General features: G+C 58.3%; 15 protein-coding genes. 8 read left to right on the top strand and 7 right to left on the bottom strand.

What is annotated here, in order from left to right; genetic code table 11:
- Nucleotides 1–69: 69 nt before the first annotated feature.
- The gene (locus ACR0L4_RS08260; RefSeq protein WP_480512053.1) at nucleotides 70–1,434 is read left to right on the top strand and encodes a formimidoylglutamate deiminase; all 1,365 of its coding nucleotides are present in this window, start codon (nucleotides 70–72) and stop codon (nucleotides 1,432–1,434) included.
- Between the two features lie 125 nt (nucleotides 1,435–1,559).
- Entirely contained in the window at nucleotides 1,560–2,261 is a 702-nt protein-coding gene (locus ACR0L4_RS08255; RefSeq protein WP_170749434.1) for a GntR family transcriptional regulator, read from the top strand.
- Here ACR0L4_RS08255 and phnY read toward each other — a convergent pair.
- Nucleotides 2,255–3,700 carry a phosphonoacetaldehyde dehydrogenase gene (gene phnY / locus ACR0L4_RS08250; protein ID WP_480512051.1) on the bottom strand — a complete coding sequence of 482 codons (1,446 nt, stop codon included), beginning with the start codon at nucleotides 3,698–3,700 and terminating at the stop codon, nucleotides 2,255–2,257. The two genes, ACR0L4_RS08255 and phnY, sit on opposite strands and share 7 nt — an antisense overlap.
- Between phnY and ACR0L4_RS08245 the strand changes: the two genes are divergently transcribed.
- Nucleotides 3,699–3,875 (top strand): hypothetical protein, encoded by a 177-nt coding sequence (locus ACR0L4_RS08245; protein WP_480512049.1) that lies wholly within the window; start codon nucleotides 3,699–3,701, stop codon nucleotides 3,873–3,875. The genes phnY and ACR0L4_RS08245 overlap by 2 nt on opposite strands.
- Here the strand turns inward: ACR0L4_RS08245 and ACR0L4_RS08240 are convergent.
- Nucleotides 3,872–4,489: a TetR/AcrR family transcriptional regulator gene (locus ACR0L4_RS08240; RefSeq protein WP_170749437.1), complete on the bottom strand. Its 618-nt coding sequence runs from the start codon at nucleotides 4,487–4,489 to the stop codon at nucleotides 3,872–3,874. The two genes, ACR0L4_RS08245 and ACR0L4_RS08240, sit on opposite strands and share 4 nt — an antisense overlap.
- Before the next feature lie 158 nt (nucleotides 4,490–4,647).
- On the opposite strand from ACR0L4_RS08240, the gene ACR0L4_RS08235 reads away from it, so the two are divergent.
- From ACR0L4_RS08235 to ACR0L4_RS08220, 4 genes are all read left to right on the top strand, one after another.
- Nucleotides 4,648–5,577 (top strand): AEC family transporter, encoded by a 930-nt coding sequence (locus tag ACR0L4_RS08235; protein ID WP_480512047.1) that lies wholly within the window; start codon nucleotides 4,648–4,650, stop codon nucleotides 5,575–5,577.
- Between the two features lie 105 nt (nucleotides 5,578–5,682).
- A complete protein-coding gene (gene fghA / locus ACR0L4_RS08230) occupies nucleotides 5,683–6,516 on the top strand; it encodes an S-formylglutathione hydrolase (protein WP_480512045.1) in 834 nt (277 codons plus the stop codon).
- Nucleotides 6,517–6,519: 3 nt separating this feature from the next.
- Nucleotides 6,520–7,977 (top strand): Si-specific NAD(P)(+) transhydrogenase, encoded by a 1,458-nt coding sequence (gene sthA / locus ACR0L4_RS08225; protein WP_170749440.1) that lies wholly within the window; start codon nucleotides 6,520–6,522, stop codon nucleotides 7,975–7,977.
- A complete protein-coding gene (locus ACR0L4_RS08220; protein ID WP_170749441.1) occupies nucleotides 7,974–8,429 on the top strand; it encodes a YaiI/YqxD family protein in 456 nt (151 codons plus the stop codon). The genes sthA and ACR0L4_RS08220 overlap by 4 nt, the downstream gene beginning before the upstream one ends.
- A gap of 106 nt (nucleotides 8,430–8,535) precedes the next feature.
- On the opposite strand, the gene ACR0L4_RS08215 is transcribed toward ACR0L4_RS08220, so the two are convergent.
- Nucleotides 8,536–9,777, bottom strand: coding sequence for an MFS transporter (locus ACR0L4_RS08215; RefSeq protein ID WP_170749442.1), 1,242 nt, complete (start codon nucleotides 9,775–9,777; stop codon nucleotides 8,536–8,538).
- 150 nt (nucleotides 9,778–9,927) lie between these two features.
- Between ACR0L4_RS08215 and zapE the strand changes: the two genes are divergently transcribed.
- Nucleotides 9,928–10,986, top strand: coding sequence for a cell division protein ZapE (gene zapE, locus ACR0L4_RS08210; RefSeq protein ID WP_480512042.1), 1,059 nt, complete (start codon nucleotides 9,928–9,930; stop codon nucleotides 10,984–10,986).
- A 75-nt stretch (nucleotides 10,987–11,061) separates the two neighbouring features.
- Here the strand turns inward: zapE and ACR0L4_RS08205 are convergent, their stop codons facing one another.
- The 4 genes from ACR0L4_RS08205 to ACR0L4_RS08190 are packed head-to-tail and all read right to left on the bottom strand — an operon-like array spanning nucleotide 11,062 to nucleotide 17,315.
- Complete coding sequence (locus ACR0L4_RS08205; protein WP_170749444.1) at nucleotides 11,062–12,336, bottom strand: bifunctional folylpolyglutamate synthase/dihydrofolate synthase; 1,275 nt, start codon at nucleotides 12,334–12,336, stop codon at nucleotides 11,062–11,064.
- Nucleotides 12,333–13,265, bottom strand: a complete 933-nt coding sequence (accD, locus tag ACR0L4_RS08200; RefSeq protein WP_480512040.1) for an acetyl-CoA carboxylase, carboxyltransferase subunit beta — start codon at nucleotides 13,263–13,265, stop codon at nucleotides 12,333–12,335. Before accD ends, ACR0L4_RS08205 begins: the two co-directional genes overlap by 4 nt.
- A gap of 59 nt (nucleotides 13,266–13,324) precedes the next feature.
- Nucleotides 13,325–14,215, bottom strand: a complete 891-nt coding sequence (locus ACR0L4_RS08195) for a type II CAAX endopeptidase family protein (RefSeq protein ID WP_170749446.1) — start codon at nucleotides 14,213–14,215, stop codon at nucleotides 13,325–13,327.
- Nucleotides 14,208–17,315: an ABC transporter transmembrane domain-containing protein gene (locus ACR0L4_RS08190; protein ID WP_170749447.1), complete on the bottom strand. Its 3,108-nt coding sequence runs from the start codon at nucleotides 17,313–17,315 to the stop codon at nucleotides 14,208–14,210. Before ACR0L4_RS08190 ends, ACR0L4_RS08195 begins: the two co-directional genes overlap by 8 nt.
- Nucleotides 17,316–17,464 lie beyond the last annotated feature (149 nt).

Genomic DNA, 17,464 nt, shown 5'->3' with positions numbered 1-17,464 from the left:
CTCCGAAGATAGTTCTTTTCTAGTACAAGTCTTTATGCAATATGTCTATTCATAAAATCGGAGGATCGTATGACGTCGATATTCGCAAACCGCGCCCTGTTGGCGACAGGATGGGCAGAAGATCTGCGGCTTGAGATCGAAGACGGAAAAATAACCCAGTTGGCTCCGAACGCGGTGGCGCAGGGTCGCGATACGCGGGTTGACACTTTGCTACCGGCACTGGCCAATCTACACAGCCATGCCCTTCAGCGCGCCATGGCCGGGATGACCGAGTACCGTCTGGCGGGCCGCGACAGCTTCTGGACCTGGCGCGACCTGATGTATCGCTTCACGGCCCATCTCAGCCCAGAACAGGTGCAGGCCATCGCCGCGCTGGTGTATCTTGAAATGCAAGAGGCTGGATACGCTTCGGTTGGCGAATTCCACTATCTGCATCACCAGCCAGATGGGCAGCCTTATGACCGTCTCGCCGAACTCAGCGACCGGATCATGGCGGCGGCGGCCGAAACCGGGATCGGACTGACCCATCTGCCAGTGCTCTATTCGTATTCGGGCGTCGGGAAAGAACCGTTGGAGCCGGGACAGGCCCGGTTCGGCAATGACGTTGAGCGCTTTTGTTCGCTGGTTGAACAAGCCCACACTGCGCTCAGCCATCTGCCCACCGACTGCCGCGTCGGCATTGCGCCACATTCCCTGCGCGCCACCGCACCCGACGATCTGCGGCAGGTCCTGGCAGCGCAGGGTACGGGTCCGGTTCACATTCACATCTCTGAGCAGCCCAGGGAAGTCGCCGAAGTGCAGGCCGGTCTGGGTGCCCGCCCCGTCGAATGGCTATTGGACAACGCGCCGGTCGACGCCAAATGGTGCCTGATCCACGCGACCCACATGACCGAAGATGAGACCCGGACCATGGCCGCGAGCGGGGCTGTGGCAGGCCTGTGTCCTGTGACCGAGGCCAATCTGGGCGACGGGCCCTTCAATGGTTCCACCTATCTGAACGCGGGCGGGGTGTTCGGTGTGGGGTCGGATTCCAACATACTGATTTCTCTGACGGAAGAGCTGCGAACGCTGGAGTATTCCCAACGCCTGCGCGACCTGTCGCGGAACGTGCTTGTGGTCGGGGAGGGATCGGTTGGACGAACGCTGTACGCAGGTGCTGCCCAAGGTGGCGCACAGGCTCTGGACCGTGCCGCCGGGCAAATCACCAAAGGGATGCTGGCTGATCTGGTCGCGATAGACAGCCAGGACCCCGCGCTATGTGCGTTGACGCAGGACCAACTGCTGGACGGGCTGGTTTTTGCAGCCAAGGATCACGTGATCACCGACCTTTGGTCGGCAGGCCGCCATAAGGTGCAAAATGGGCGCCACGTGGATCGCACGCGGATCGTCGCCCGTTACCGAACAGCCATGGAAGGATTGATGTCAGCGCTCTAGGCCGGGATTGTCAAAAATTAGACCCGCTGCGCTCAGGCGCCCGTTCATGACGAGCGAAACCTTTGCATAGATTCAATAATACGGACATAATATGAATATGACCACTATAATACTGCGAGCAAGATGTGACTGAGCAGAAAATTGTCGGCTTTCAGGATATCCGCGAGGAAGTTCTGAACCGCATCCAGACCCGCATCTGGCCGCAAGGCAGCCTGCTGCCCACCGAACTGGAGCTTGCCGCCGAGTTTGGCTGCGCCCGCGCCACCGTCAACCGCGCCCTACGCGAACTGGCGGATCAAGGTATTGTCACCCGCAAGCGCAAAGGTGGGACGCGGGTCGTCACCACCCCGGTCAAGCAGGCCAAACTGCCGATCACTGTTGTGCGCCAGACCATCGAGGATATGAACGCCCGGTACCGCTATGCTCTGGTCAGCCGAACCGTCCTGGGTTGCCCGGCCTGGCTGCAGGCCAAGCTTGGGCTGGCAGAGGGCGCTCAGGTTCTGCATCTGCGTTGTATGCATCACGCGGACAACCGTCCCTTTCAGTTCGAGGAACGCTGGATCAATGTCAGCGCCGTGCCCGATGTCGTGGACGAGGATTTCCTGACGGTTGGACCCAACGAATGGCTCTTGGCCCAGGTTCCGTTTTCGGATGCTGAAATCGCGTTCTCGGCCGTTCCGGCGACCGGAGAACTACAGGAGTTCCTATCGGTGCCTCCGGGAACGCCCCTGTTTCAGATGGAGCGCACCACATGGTTCCGCAAGGACCCTGTAACCTTTGTGCGTATGACTTTTCATCAGGGCTATCAGATGCGCACAACCTATTGAGGCCAAGGCAAAGAATAGGTCTTTACGTTGGTAAAGAACTTCATCGCTTCGATGACGCCTTCCTTAACGCCATTGCCGCTGTCTTTGATACCACCAAAGGGTGACATTTCAATCCGATAGCCCGGCTGTTCCCAGATGTTGCAGGTTCCCACGTCAAGCCCGTTGATAAAGGCGATCGCACGGTTCATATCGTTGGTACAAACACCCGAGGACAGGCCGAACGGCGTGCCGTTGGAAATCTTCATCACCGCGGCGTCATCGTCTGGAACACGCAGGATAGGTATGATCGGGCCAAAGGTCTCCTCCATGACCAAATCGCTGTCATAAGGGACACGATCAACCACAATCGGGGGCAGCAAGGCCCCTCGCCGCTCCGGGTGGTAGAGGATCTGCGCGCCCTGTTTCTCAGCGCTTAGTACACGGGTTTCGAACAGCGCGGCGGCTTCGGCGTGTATCACGCAACCCAGTTCGGTCTCTGGGTCCTGCGGGTCGCCAAATCGGATGGCCGTGGCTTTTTCCACAATCATAGGCACAAAGCGGTCGGCCACGCTGTGCTGAACCAGAATACGTTTGATGGCCGTGCAACGCTGACCGGAATTGCCTGTCGCGCCGGCCACGGCGATGGCAGCAGCCCTGTCCAGATCGGCGTCGCTCAGATCATTCAGGACGATCAGGGGGTCATTGCCGCCCAGTTCCAGCGCCTGACGTTTGAAACCTGCCTTGGTGGCGATCATCTTGCCGACCGGAACACCGCCTGTGAAGGTGACGATGTCGATGTTGTCGTTGGTGATCATCTCGTCCCCGATCTGACCCGGCCATCCGGTGACGACCTGAAACATCTCCGGCGGCAACCCGGCCTCATAAAGGATATCCGCAAGGCTTATCGCGGTCAGCGGGGTCAATTCTGTCGGTTTGCAGACCATGCAATTGTTCGTCGCGATCGATGGCGCAATCTTGTGTGCAACCATGTTCAGCGGATGATTGAAGGGTGTGATCGCACTGATGGCGCGCACGGGTTCGCGTTTGGTGAAAATCTTGCGTGCCTTGCCGTTATGCGTCAGATCGCACGAGAACACTTCGGCATCATCCCGCAGCGCTTCTGCAGCAGCGAATTGAAACACATCCTGCGCGCGTCTGGTCTCGTAAACGGCGTGCTGATGACAGATTCCAAGCTCAAGCGTCAGCCATTTCGCAAGTTCCATGTGTCGTTCGCCGATCAGCTGACCTGCGCACTGTAGAATCCGACTGCGGTCATAGCGCGTCAGACGGGGCGTAAACCCAGCCGCAATCTCAAAGGCCTGCCGCACATGATCCGCTGAACCCGCCGGAACGGAACCTATCAATTCATTCGTGTAGGGATAGTGAACTGGAATAGTTGCATCGGTAAACACCACTTGGCCGCCAATGCGCATCCCTTCGTGTCGAATGTCCAAGGCCATGAACCCGCTCCTGTTTGTGCTGGATCAACCGATAGAGCGGCCCTTTGCGTCGCGTCAAGAAACCTCAGACATCGACAAACCTTGGATCGGCCAAATCATCCGCATCCGGTGGTCTGCCGTGGCGCTGGCGGATACTCCGCAGGGGCGTGGGTATGGGTTCTTTTGCGGCCTTTAGACGCCGTAGCGTGCCATGAACATATCGACGGCCTGAAGCGCAATCTCATCAATCTCGGTCTGCGCAAAACTCTTCTGTATGCCAAAGGCCGCACGCACCCACAGACGCACTTTGCACAATTCGGCAAACTGTTCTGCCGCAATCTGTACATCCTCTATTGCCAGTTCACCCTTGGCGACAGCCTTCTTCAGATATTCTTCCATCTTGCGCTGACCGTTTTGAGGGCCTGCTTCGTAAAAGGCCTGCCCCAGTTCAGGGAACCGGTCCCTCTCGGCCACGCACACGCGGAAGACCTGCTGGTTGAAATCCGACACAAAGAATGTGACCAGCTGAGTTGCCGTGATAGTCAGAACTTCGCGCGCCGGTTTGCTTTCGTCGATCATCGAGATCACACGTTCGGCCATACGGCTGCATTCGGTCTGCGCCACTTCGACAAACAACAGGCGCTTGTCGGGGAAGTAACTATAAAGCGTCGCTTTGGACACACCTGCGGCGCGCGCGATGTCATCCACACTGGCGCCTTCGAACCCATCCGCCATAAAAACCTCTCGGGCCCCGCGCAGAACCTGGTCGAATTTTCGCCCGGTGCGCAGGATGGTGGCGGTCTGGGACATGATCTCTCCTTCGGTGGGCTGTGACACGAATTTATAAACCGTTCGGTTCAGATACAACGATTCGCAGGGCTTTCTGACGGAGCGTCCCAAAAAAAGCCGGGTTTTTAAGTATCATACCGTGACTTGCGGCCCGCGCAAACCGTGCTAGGAGGGTATCCATGGTCGAGATCTTTTTGCGCACTCTCCCGTTTTTTGTGATCATCGGCCTGGGTTACTGGGCTGGACGCACGCGTTTTTTCACAGAAGACGCCACAGCCTATCTGACCAAATTCGTCTTCTACTTTGCCTTGTCGGCCATGCTTTTTCGCTTTGCCGCCACCCTGCCCTTTGACGAAATCTTCAACGGGCGATTAATTGTCGGATACCTGATCGGCACACTCGCCGTTTATGCACTGGCCACTCTGGTGGCCTGGCTTCGCGGGCTTGATATCCCCACAGCAGCGGTTGAAGCGCAATGCGCCGCCATCGGGAATGTCGGCTTTCTGGGTTTGCCAATGTTGGCGCTTTTGCTAACCGAAGCTGCGATCGGACCGGTCATGTTGATCCTCGCGGTCGATTTGGTGGTGTTTTCTTCCCTCATTGTAATCCTGATCAACGGCGGGCGGGACGGAAAACTGACTGTGTCGACGCTGCGCCTGATTGGTCTCGGGTTGCTGAAAAACCCGATGATCGTGTCGATCTCTGCCGGGTTGATCTGGTCCGCGCTGCGAATCCCCGTCCCCAGCCCTATGAACGACTTTCTGACCATTCTGGGCGGTGCCGCAACACCCGGCGCCTTGTTCGCAATCGGGGCGTCGCTGGCCGGCAAATCCGCGGAACGTATCCACATCGCGGGTTGGCTGAGCTTTTGCAAACTGGTTATCCACCCAGCCTGCGTCGCCATCGCGCTGCTTTGGCTTGTTCCCGTGGACACATTTTCGGCCACTGTTGCCATTGCCGCCGCGGCTCTGCCGGTGGCGGGCAATGTCTACATGCTGGCGGCCCACTATCGGGTTGCACCCCATCGCGCCTCGGCGGCCATCCTGCTCTCGACAGTTGCCAGTATTCTGACCGTGCCGCTGGTTATCGGCTGGGTCTCGACACTCTGACCCCAAAAACCGGGCAAAAAATCCTGATCTGTACGACCTGCATACTTTACGGCATGCGCGCGGACCGTTAGCCATGACGCGACCCTAACCTAAGGACACTGTCAGATGGAAACCCTTTCGGAAAATGCCTGTTTCGGTGGCGTGCAAGACGTCTATCGTCATGCCTCGACGGCCTGCCAATGTGATATGACCTTTGGTTTGTTTCTGCCCGCCGAGGCAAAAGACGGTCCGGTTCCGATCCTGTGGTACCTGTCGGGTCTGACATGCACGCATGAAAACGCCATGACCAAGGCGGGCGCTCAGGCCTGGGCTGCCGAGCAGGGTATTGCAGTTATCTTCCCCGACACCTCACCGCGCGGTGATGGCGTGGCCGACCACGAGGACTATGATCTGGGTCAGGGTGCCGGGTTCTACGTGAACGCAACGCAGACCCCCTGGGCCCCGCATTTCAACATGTGGGACTACGTGGCTGACGAACTGCCTGCCCTTCTGGCCGAGAACTTTGCAATTGATATGGACCGTCAGGCCATCACTGGTCATTCGATGGGTGGCCACGGCGCGCTGACGCTGGCGATGAACCTGCCGGGGCGGTATCGTTCGGTCTCGGCCTTTGCGCCGATCTCGAACCCGACTGGCGCGGATTGGGGGCGCAAACAGCTGAGCGCCTATCTGGGCGAAGACGAGAGCACGTGGTCCAAGCATGACGCGTCCTTGATGATGAGGGAAGTCGGCTTCGACGGTCCCGTCCTGATCGATACCGGTGCCAGCGACCAGTTCATCGATCTGCTGCGCCCCGAAACACTGGCCTCGGCCATCGCCGAACGACGCCAGCAGGCGACCTATCGCCTGCAACCGGGATATGACCATTCCTATTTCTTCGTTTCTACCTTCATGGAAGATCATATTACCTTCCACGCCGAAGCGTTGTACGGAGAATAAGGCATGAGCGGGTACGACTATGATCTGATCATCATCGGGTCCGGTCCATCGGGCCGGTCTGCAGCCATCCAGGCCGGTAAACTGAAACGCCGGGTACTGGTGATTGATCGCAAGGATCGGTTCGGGGGTGTCTCGGTTCATACAGGCACCATCCCGTCCAAAACGCTTCGCGAAACGGTGCTTAACCTGTCGGGTTGGCGCGAACGCAGTTTTTATGGGCGATCCTACCGAGTCAAGGACCAGATCCGGGCCGAGGACCTCAAGGCACGTCTGCATATGACGCTGGATCACGAGGTTGACGTGTTGGAACACCAGTTCAACCGCAACCATGTCGAAACCCTGAACGGGCTGGCCAGATTTGTCGGCCCGCACCAGGTTGAGGTCGCCACGGATGCAGGCGAGAAAACCCGTCTGAGTGCAGCCAAGTTCCTGATTGCGACCGGAACCAAAACCTATCGCCCGGAGTATGTGCCTTTTAATGGCAAGACCGTGGTCGATGGCGACGACTTTCTGGAGATGGCGGAAATTCCCCGCTCGCTGGTCGTGATCGGTGCCGGGGTTATTGGCGTGGAATATGCCACCATGTTTTCGGCTCTGGATGTGCGGGTCACGTTGATAGAACCGCGTGAGAGCTTTCTGGATTTCATCGACAAACGCCTGATACATGATTTCACTCATCAGATTCGTGAAAACGGCGTCGATCTGCGGTTGGGCTCTTCTGTTGAAAGGATCGAAGACGCGGGCGATCATGTCGAAGTCACACTGGACAACGGACGTCATGTCCGGGCCGAAATGCTGCTGTTCGCGGCGGGTCGGATGGGTGCGACCTCGGCGCTGAACCTGGATGCGGTTGGATTGGAAACCGATCATCGCAACCGGATCAAGGTGGACCGCAAGACGTATCAGACGACGGTTCCGCATATTTACGCAACCGGTGATGTGATCGGGCACCCCTCGTTGGCCTCGACCTCGCTTCAGCAAGGCCGCGTCGCTGCCTGTCACGCTCTGGAAACACCGACCCTGCCGGAAAGCCCGTGGTACCCTTATGGCATCTATTCGGTGCCCGAGATTTCCACCTGCGGCATGTCCGAAGAGGAATTGCAGGAACGCGACATCCCCTATGAGGTGGGTGTGGCGCGGTTCCGCGAAACCTCGCGCGGACATATCATGGGGCTGGAGCATGGCATGCTGAAAATGCTGTTCTCATTGAAAACCCGCCGGGTCCTGGGTGTGCAGATCGTTGGTGAAGGTGCCACCGAACTGATCCACATCGCCCAGGCCGTCCTGAACCTGAAGGGCACGGTGGACTACTTCGTGCAAAACACGTTCAACTACCCGACACTTGCCGAAGCCTACAAAATCGCGGGTCTTGACGCGTTCAATCGGATGCCGATCCCGGATGAATTCAAGGTGAAGAAGAAGCCGCCTGCCCCGACCCAGAAAGAGGCCAAGAAGGCGTGACGACACTCTATGTCGATGGCGATGCCTGTCCCGTGAAAGCCGAGGCCGAGCGGGTGGCCACCCGACACAAAGTGCCAATGGCACTGGTGTCGAATGGTGGGTTGCGGCCATCGGCGAACCCCATCGTGCAGGTGGTCATCGTGGATGAAGGCGCGGATGAGGCGGACAAATGGATCGCAGAGCGCTGTGGGGACGGGGATGTGGTGGTCACTTCGGACATTCCTCTGGCAGCCAAATGTGTCGAGGCGGGCGCGCGCGTATTGCGGCACAATGGCGAGGCGTTTACGGCGGCGAATATCGGCCAGCAACTGGCGATGCGTGATCTGATGGCGGATTTGCGCGCCGCCAACCCCCTTGGTTCCGGAGGAGGTGGCAAACCCTTTGGCAAAGCGGATCGATCGCGATTTCTGGATGCGTTGGAGCGGGAACTGCGCGCCGCAATGCGGGGTTAGCGCTCCCGTCAGGTGAAGTCGCATCACAGATGCGCCTCCGCCTGTTGGGCCAGGCAGCGCTGCGCGCTGCGATGGGGCTGTTTCTACCGGGTGCCGCGTTATCTACCTAAGCGGCGACGGGTGTCGGCCCCCGATTTTCTCGGATGGGCAGATGGACAATCGCGCTGAACGCACCCACGGCGACGCCGATCCACCAGACCATGGTGTAATCGCCATAAATGTCGTACATCCGCCCACCCAGCCAAACTCCGAGGAAGCCCCCGATCTGGTGGCTGAGAAAAATGAACCCGTACAAAGTTCCCATATAGCGCAGCCCGTAGAGATGCGCGACAAGACCCGAGGTCAACGGAACGGTTGCCAGCCATAGCGACCCCATGACAATCGAGAAAACGATCACAGATGTGGGCGTGATCGGCATCAGGATGAAGGCGGCCGCTGCAATTGTGCGGGCTGTATAAATCGCGGCCAGCAGGTACTTTTTAGGGAAGTGGTTACCGGCCCACCCGGCAAGCAACGTACCGCCGATATTTGCCAGCCCGACGAGTGAGATCGCCACCGCGCCGAGAGCCGACGTTGTGGTGATCCCCAGTGAATGCAGGACCCCACCGGGCTGGATAGGGCCGCACATCTCGGTCACAAAGGCCGGGAAATGTGCAGTGATGAAGGCCAACTGATAGCCGCAGCTGAAAAACCCAAGGAAGATCAATGCGTAAGACGGATCTCGGAACGCGCGCCCCAGGATCTGACTCATGCTCTCTTCCAGTTCGGCCTTGCTGACCGGTTGTGGCGCGCGCATGAAGGGCAGCGTTAGAACAAGCGCAAGGACCGCAACGGCAAAGACGATGAAAACCTGCTGCCATGGCAGGAAGGTGAGTAGCCATTCGGCGGTGGGCGCTCCGATCACCTGACCGAAGCTGCCCGCAGCGGTCACAATTGCCAGTGACATCGACCTGTTCTTGTCTGACGAAGCGCGCCCAACCACGGCCAGAACAACGCCAAACCCGGTTCCTGCGATACCAAACCCGACCAACCACGCATACATCTGATGCCCGAACGGCGTGATGGACCAAGCCGACAACACCATGCCCGCGGCATAGGTCAAAGCGCCCAGAATGATTGCCTTGCGATCCCCGATCTTCTCTGCAATTGCGGCAAAGATCGGTTGTCCGATGCCCCATGCCAGGTTCTGAATCGCAATCGCCAGCGAAAAATCGGTACGTAGCCACCCGAATTCATCCGCAATCGGAATCTGGAATACGCCGAACGATGCCCGAACGGCGAAACTGACCGTGATGATGATACATCCCACAATCAGAATTGGATTCAGCAGGCGGACTGAGTGCGACATGGAAACCTCGGGCGCTTCGGTCAGGCGGACGTTAGCGAAATTGTGCAGCCCGTCAATTCAGCAGATTTGCGGTCACGGATCAGGAAATTTGATGTGTCATCGAAAATGGTCGCTTTTCAACCGCCAACACGGGCGCTATGGCTCCGGCTTATGACGGATCTGATTTCGCTGTACAACGCCCGCATTTCCGAGGGCACTCTGACACGGGATGACGCGCAAGAAGCAGTCCTGCCGCAATTCGAGCGCATTCGGGCGGATTTGGCCGCGCCGGTCAAACGGGGGTTTTTTCGCAAGGCTCCGCCTGCGCCCAAGGGGTTGTATCTTTGGGGTGGCGTGGGTCGTGGGAAATCCATGCTGATGGATATGTTCGTTGATGCGTTGCACGACGTTCCGGCGAGACGCGTGCATTTCCATGCCTTCATGCAGGAAATTCATGCCGGCATGCACAAGGCGCGTCAGGATGGGGTCGAGGATGCGCTGGCTCCGGTCGCGCAGGATGTGGTGAAATCAGTCAAATTGCTTGCCTTTGACGAAATGCAGATCACCGACATCACGGACGCGATGATCGTCGGGCGCCTGTTCGACATGCTGCATGCGGGTGGCGTTGTGGTTGTCACAACATCGAACCGACACCCGGATGATCTGTATAAGGACGGGCTGAACCGGCAGCTGTTTTTGCCCTTCATAGCGCATATCAAAGAGCAGCTGCAAATCTGGGAACTGGTCTCGCCCACAGACTACCGGCAGAACCGGCTAGAGGGTGCACCGGTCTATTTCACACCGATCGGGCCTGAGGCCCGAGCCCGAATTCGCAGCGTATGGCAAGACCTGTCCGGAGGAAGCGCCGAGCCGCTGATATTGCAGGTCAAGGGTCGGGCGGTGGAGTTGCCCGCCTTTCGGAACGGCGTGGGGCGGGCCTCGTTCTACGATCTTTGCGGGCGTATGTTGGGACCTGCGGATTACTTGGCAATCGCCGAGGAATTGAAGGTTTTGGTGCTGGAGGACATTCCGCGCCTGTCTCGCAACAACTTCAACGAAGCCAAACGGTTCGTCACCTTGATTGACGCCTTGTACGAGGCGAAAGTTCGATTGATTTGCTCGGCGGCAGCAGAACCCGAGATGCTGTATGTTGAAGGTGAAGGCACATTTGAATTTGAACGCACTGCCTCACGTCTACGCGAGATGCAGGATCAGAATTGGGGATCATAGGGGCTCTGCCCCCGCCGCCTCTGGCAGCTCCCCCGGAATATCTTTGGCCAGATCAAGCCCTGCGGGCGGAAACCCCTAGCCGTTTTCTCGCAGAATATTTCCCGCCAGGTAAAGCGAGCCGCAGATCAGCACGCGGGCGTGGGGGGCGTTGGTCAGGATCGCGTGAAGCGCGTCTGTGACGCTGTCCGCGGTTGAGGCCGGCAGATCAACCTTGGCCGCAGCTGCGGCGGTTTCCTCGGCGCTGAGCGTCGCAGCCTCACCGGGGATTGATACGGCAGTCAGGCTGTTGGCCTGTGCTGCCAGAGGCGCAAGGTAGCCGGTTACATCCTTGGTGTTCAGCATCCCACAGATCATATGGGTCGGGCGTTTGGGCAGTTTGCGCAGAACGTCGGCCAATGCGATACCAGCGGCGGCGTTGTGCCCCCCGTCCAGCCAGAGCTCGGCCTTTGGCGCTGACTCCACAAGTGGGCCGGTTTTCAGGCGTTGCATGCGGGCAGGCCACTCTGCCTTGGTCACAGCAGCCTCATAGGCGTCGTCACCGAGATCGAGGTGGCGCAGAACGGCCAGTGCCGCACCCGCGTTCTGAATCTGGTGCGTCCCCAGCAAGTTGGGCAACGGCAAGTCGCACAGGCCGGTTTCATCCTGATAGATCAAGCGCCCGTTTTCCTCGGACACATGCCAATGCTGTCCGCAGGCAATCAGCGGCGCACCAAGCCGGGTGGCTGTCTGTTCGATGACCTCCATCGCCTCTTCGGCTTGCGGGCCAACGACGCAGGGCACGCCACGCTTGATAATCCCGGCCTTTTCGGCCGCGATCTTGGCCAGCGTGTTGCCCAGAAACTGTTCATGGTCGATCGAGACCGGGGTGATCACCGTGACGGCAGGTTTGTCAATAACGTTGGTCGCATCGAGCCGCCCGCCCAGACCAACCTCGAGCAGCGTGTAATCCGCCCGAGCGCGCGCAAAGGCCAGCAGGGCAGCGCAGGTCGTGATTTCAAAATAGGTGATGTCTTGTCCGCCATTGGCGGCATAACACTCATCCAGAATCGCCGTCAGATCGGGTTCCGAGATCAGCTCTCCGGCCAAGCGAATACGTTCGTGGAATCGTGCCAGATGCGGTGACGTATAGGCATGCGTCGACAGTCCTGCCCCTTCCAGCCCGGCGCGTATCATCGCCTGAGTTGATCCTTTGCCATTGGTCCCCGCGATATGGATCACAGGTGGCAGCTTGGTCTGAGGGTTGTCCAACGCGGCCAGCAAACGCCAGACGCGATCCAAGGTCAGGTCTATGATCTTGGGGTGCAGCGCCATCATCCGGTCGAGGATGGCGTCCGATGTCTGTGCCGTCATTTCTGGTCCGTGTCTTCGGCAACAGCCTCAGCCGCGGGTTCTTCCGGCTCTGGCGCCGGCAGGTCGCCCATGATCGCCGGGGGCTGGTTCATCAGCATTCGGGTGATGGTGATCAACTCGTCGCGCATTTCGGTCCGTTTGGTAACCCGGTCCAGCATGCCGTGATCCAGCAGATACTCGGCGCGCTGAAACCCTTCGGGCAGTTTCTCGCGGATGGTCTGTTCGATAACGCGCGGTCCGGCAAAGCAGATCAGCGCATTGGGTTCGGAGATATGGACATCGCCCAGCATCGCATAAGACGCCGTTACGCCACCCGTGGTTGGGTGGGTCAAAACAACGATGTAAGGCAGGTTGGCCTCTTTCAGCATTTCAACCGCAACGGTGGTGCGCGGCATTTGCATCAGGCTCAGGATACCCTCCTGCATCCGCGCGCCGCCAGCGGCAGAGAACAGGATCAGGGGGCGTTTGAGCTTTACGGCCTCTTGCGCTGCGGCGATGATCGCGTTGCCGACATACATGCCCATCGACCCGCCCATGAATGAAAAATCCTGAGCCGCCGCCACGATCGGAGTGCGCCCGATTTCCCCGGAGGCGACAAGCATTGCCTCTTTCTCGCCCGTGTTCTTCTGTGCCGCTTTCATGCGATCCGGGTATTTCTTCTGGTCGCGGAATTGCAGGGGGTCTGCCAAAGGGGCAGGAACCTCGACCTCGGTGAAGATACCGCCGTCAAACAGATGCTTGAACCGGTCACGCGGGGTGATCGCCATATGATGGTCGCACTGGGTGCACACGTTCTGGTTCTCGGCCAGCTCACGGTGGAACAGCATTGTTCCGCATTCCGAACACTTGTGCCAGAGGTTTTCAGGCACTTCGCGGCGCGAGAAGATCGAGTTGATCCGTGGGCGGACGTAGTTTGAGATCCAGTTCATGTCGGAACCTTGCTTGAACGGCGTTGACGTCAAATAAGACGCAACGGAAGGAAATGCAATCAGCGCCTGATCGCAAACCGCGCTGTTAGCCAACCGACGATCATCGCAATGAAATCCACCAGAAGCCATTGCCTCAGCATCCCGGTTTCCGACATGTCGTAGGGCAGCAGATACAGCGCCAGCCCGCTGAGTGTGTCGGGAAGCGAGATGAATAACAGCGCAATAACATTGTTAAAGAAATGCAATGCGATAGCGGGACCCAAAGTGCCTGACCGGGCCGTCAGATCAGAGGCCAGAAATCCAAACACACAGGCCCACACCGCGACCAGCAACGCATTTTCGCCGGCAACACCGGGGGCATAGTGACCGGCTGCAAAAAGGGCCGAGGGCAAACCCATCCAGACTATCGGAGACTTAAACCGCGCGGCCAGGGTCTGTTGGATGTACCCACGAAACAGGATCTCTTCGGCGCTGGTTTGAATCAGCACCGCGCTGGCTGCAAAAGGCAACAGCATCAGCCACTTTGACCATGAAATGTTCTGGGTCAAAGGCTCGCCCATGCCGTAAGGTGGCAGGGCCAGCATCACCAGGCCAAGGATCACCAAAGCCAGCAAAACCCGCGTAAACTGCCGGAGTGCCAGGCCACGTGACCCCACAATCGCTGATAGCGACCGCTTTTGCATCTGCCGGGCGGCAACCGCGACACCCAACGTCAGAAAGCCGAAGCTGGCAAGCAGTGTAAGTGTCGCAAAAGATGAAGTGCCGCGTAAAAACCCCTGGGTCTGCGAGGGCGGGATCACATTGCTGATGGCCGCAAACAGAACGGCATTCAGTGCCACGTAAAGTGCACCAACAATGATCAAGCCAGCCAGCAACCGCCAAAGTTCAGGCCGGGTGCGGGCATCGCGGACCAGCTGATCATGTGGCGAATACGGGGTCAGGTTAGACATTCCTGTCGACCTCTTCCAACGATGAGACCTGTTCTATGTCCGGAAAGACATCGGCAGGGTTCTTGGCTGTGGTGATCCGCGTCGAAAGCGTGGTCAGATATCCCGCTACGGTCCGCAACAGTTGCGTTGCCACCGTAGCGTCGCTTTCGACAACCGCCCTCAGTTCTTCCGCCCCGATCCGAAGGAAGGCGCAATCCTCGGTGGCAACCAGATCCAATTGTCGGGGCTCACCGGTGATGATCGACAAATCACCGATCAACCTGCCCGGCTCGACGATCGAGACTGTGCGTTTGCTGCCATCATCATCAGACCAATCCAATCGGGCCTGACCCTTGATGCAAAGATAAGCGGCATCCGCCGCCTGCCCGCGTGAAAAGATCGCCTGCCCCGCTGCGACGTCGTACCATTGCGCGGAAAAAGCCAGCAGACGTTGGTTGCGCGCGTCAATGCCAGAGAACAACTCGGTGGATGAGATGATCTCAAGCTTGCGGCTCAGATCGGCGGTCGCCCCTTCCTGATTGGTGACACGCGTGCGCGACACACCATCGATGCGACCATCTTTAACCTCGATAAACAGATCATAGGCTTCGGGATGAGCGAAATGGTCTTCCATGAAGATCATGATCGAGTCCGGCAACAATTCGCGCAAACGTAGCCGGGTACGCAGACGACTTTCCGAGTCGTGACTGGCAAGGGCCTTGTCGAGTATCAGAATATCCGGCCGCTTGATGCCGGCGCGGGAAAATGCAGCCCGTTCCTGAAACACCGTCGGCAGATTGTTCCCGCCCAGCCCTGTCGGCAAATCAAACAAGGTGGCCGCGGCCCGCCGCCGAAGCCCGGCCCGATTCATGGCGTCGGCAACCACATCCTCGATGTCTTCTGCACGCGCCCCTGCCATCAGCGAGACGCGCCCATACAGAACGTTCTCCATCACGGTGAGGCGCGGGAAATAGACGTCAGGGGACAATGGAACGAACATTCCGTCAAGCGCGTCATGCAAAAACTCGGATTGCTCTTTGCGGATTGCAAGGATCTTGTCTTTGTACTGGTCGGGGAAGTCGGGTCCGATCTGCTCGGCAGTCAACAGGAACGGCACCGTCAACATCAGCGCCCAGTCCTGTTCGGAAATTGCAGCATCGCCCTTGGCCTTGAGACGATCCCGGATGTCCAGCAACCGGTGATACATGCCCTTGGACATACCCAGACGCAGGAACAGAGGGTGATCCGTGCCATCACGGCCAAAAGCCTGATCCAACGTCTCGATCACCGCCTTGGCCATATTCATGGCCTCGTCCGCCAGATCATGGGAACTGAGCATGTTGCGAAAGCGCCCGTCGTCGGCCAGTGAGTCCGGTGTAATGTCCCGCGCGGGCGTGGCAAACAGCAGATTGCCCCCCAGGGGTACGGCCGGGTTGAATCGGTCCGGATCGAACCGGTAGACATATCGATCCAGCCCTTTTTCGCGAAGACGTTCGGCCACGGTCTCTCGCAGTTTCACAACCTCTTCGGCCAGAACAGGGTGCAGTTTCGGGTCGAACTGGGTCCGCAACGTGCGGCGCAACATCAATTCATCCGTGCCCATCGCCTCGACCAATTGGAACCACCAGTCCCGGATGTCGTCCACGCCATCCAACCCCGCCAGCCCTGGATCGATCCATTCATCCTCGATTGAATCCACAGGATTGCCTGAGCGCGCGGATTCGATCTGACGCCGCGTCGGGGCTTTGATCGGATCGACCTTGCGCTGCGGATGTGGGCGCAACGGCATCAAAAGATTGTCGCCCAAGGTGCCATCGAACAGATAGGGCCGCGAATACGCATAGCCGATCCGCGCCGCTATGACCGCCTGGTGCAGTTCGTTCAGCTTATGCCCGGCCAAGATCACATCACCCTGAACAGGAACCATTTCTCGTGTCAGAACCTGCGCCAGGGCACTCCGTTCTGCCGCATTGCTCGATTGGATCGCCACCCGTGCACCCGCAGGAATTTTCAGGTCGATGTCTTCCAGAATGGTTTTGCCATCATCATCGCGCACCGTGACATTGCGCAGTTCGATGTCGCCGGTCAAACGTGGAATCGACTCGGGGCGGCCATCGAACAGAGTCTCTGGGATCATGTTGGAGGGTGCAAACCGCTCGGTCACGATTTCCCAGCGCAGCGACATGTCCTGCACCTGATTATAGTAGGTCAGCAGGTCCTTCCACGGGCCGCTCAGGTCCTTGTATGCCGCCAGCGCAGCGACCAACGCACCCACAGTCACCTCACCCTTGATCGCCAGATAACCGCCCACCGAATAAAAGAAAAACGGCGTCATCTGAGTGATCAGATTGTTGAGAAACTTCATGAAGAACTTTTTGTTGTAGATCTTGGAGCGGATCTCGAACAGAGTGCCCAGCCGATAGCTGAACTGGGCCAACCGATAGCGCCAGCCGCCATTGGTGCGCAAATCGCTGATGCCGGCCGCACTTTCACCGATCTCGGAGCTCAGGTGGCGGACTTCTTGAATACGATCCTTGTTCAGCAGGTTGATCTGGCGTTGCAGCTTAGGGATCAGCCAGGCCTGCAAGGGGATCAGCGCAATACTGGCCAGGCCAAACCAGACGCTTTGCATAAATAGAAACGTGACGATGGTCATCATCTGGCCAAACTGGAAAACCGGCTGCGCGATGGCGTCCCCCATCAGACCCCCCATCGGCTCGGCCTCGGAGGTGATCATCGACACCAGTTCACCCTGACTGGTGGTCGCGAAATAGGACCTTGGAAACCGCATCGAACGATTGATGAGCGTATAGCGCAGACGTCGCAACATCCGCTCGGCCAGAACGCCTTTCATCGTGTTGATCCGCATCTTCATCAGACCGCTTGCAAGTACCGTGGCCAGGAACGCGCAACACAGGATCAGCAGGTATTGAATCTGCGTGACCGATACACCCCAAATCGTCACCGTATTCGACGGCGCACCAATAGCATCGTTGATAATCTGCTTGGGCAATTCAAGCGAAGCATAAAGAAACGGAAAAGACAGGACGGTCAAAGCCAACAGCACAAGCTGCTGTTTTTTGGAGTATTTCCAAATGAACGAGAACAGGGTGGGTTCCATGACCGGGCCTTGTCGAAAGAAAAACTGATGCGTGGCGTGGTTGCTGGCGACCCACTTTTTCAGGAGGCTGACGGTAAGCACTGACCAAGGGCTTTGCAAGAACGCTTGGAGTATTGTTGATCCGATTCCGGGCCCTGATACGGGGTTGA

Source organism: Ruegeria sp. AB5 (assembly GCF_056542645.1).
This window is presented reverse-complemented; position numbering and strand designations above follow the sequence as displayed.

Bases quoted from the DNA above. Each gene is read 5' to 3' on its own strand.
- ACR0L4_RS08260 (WP_480512053.1), top strand. From the start codon at position 70: ATGACGTCGATATTCGCAAACCGCGCCCTGTTGGCGACAGGATGGGCA.
- ACR0L4_RS08245 (WP_480512049.1), top strand. From the start codon at position 3,699: ATGAACCCGCTCCTGTTTGTGCTGGATCAACCGATAGAGCGGCCCTTT.
- phnY (WP_480512051.1), bottom strand. From the start codon at position 3,700: ATGGCCTTGGACATTCGACACGAAGGGATGCGCATTGGCGGCCAAGTG.
- ACR0L4_RS08240 (WP_170749437.1), bottom strand. From the start codon at position 4,489: ATGTCCCAGACCGCCACCATCCTGCGCACCGGGCGAAAATTCGACCAG.
- ACR0L4_RS08235 (WP_480512047.1), top strand. From the start codon at position 4,648: ATGGTCGAGATCTTTTTGCGCACTCTCCCGTTTTTTGTGATCATCGGC.
- fghA (WP_480512045.1), top strand. From the start codon at position 5,683: ATGGAAACCCTTTCGGAAAATGCCTGTTTCGGTGGCGTGCAAGACGTC.
- sthA (WP_170749440.1), top strand. From the start codon at position 6,520: ATGAGCGGGTACGACTATGATCTGATCATCATCGGGTCCGGTCCATCG.
- ACR0L4_RS08215 (WP_170749442.1), bottom strand. From the start codon at position 9,777: ATGTCGCACTCAGTCCGCCTGCTGAATCCAATTCTGATTGTGGGATGT.
- zapE (WP_480512042.1), top strand. From the start codon at position 9,928: ATGACGGATCTGATTTCGCTGTACAACGCCCGCATTTCCGAGGGCACT.
- ACR0L4_RS08205 (WP_170749444.1), bottom strand. From the start codon at position 12,336: ATGACGGCACAGACATCGGACGCCATCCTCGACCGGATGATGGCGCTG.
- accD (WP_480512040.1), bottom strand. From the start codon at position 13,265: ATGAACTGGATCTCAAACTACGTCCGCCCACGGATCAACTCGATCTTC.
- ACR0L4_RS08195 (WP_170749446.1), bottom strand. From the start codon at position 14,215: ATGTCTAACCTGACCCCGTATTCGCCACATGATCAGCTGGTCCGCGAT.
- ACR0L4_RS08190 (WP_170749447.1), bottom strand. From the start codon at position 17,315: ATGGAACCCACCCTGTTCTCGTTCATTTGGAAATACTCCAAAAAACAG.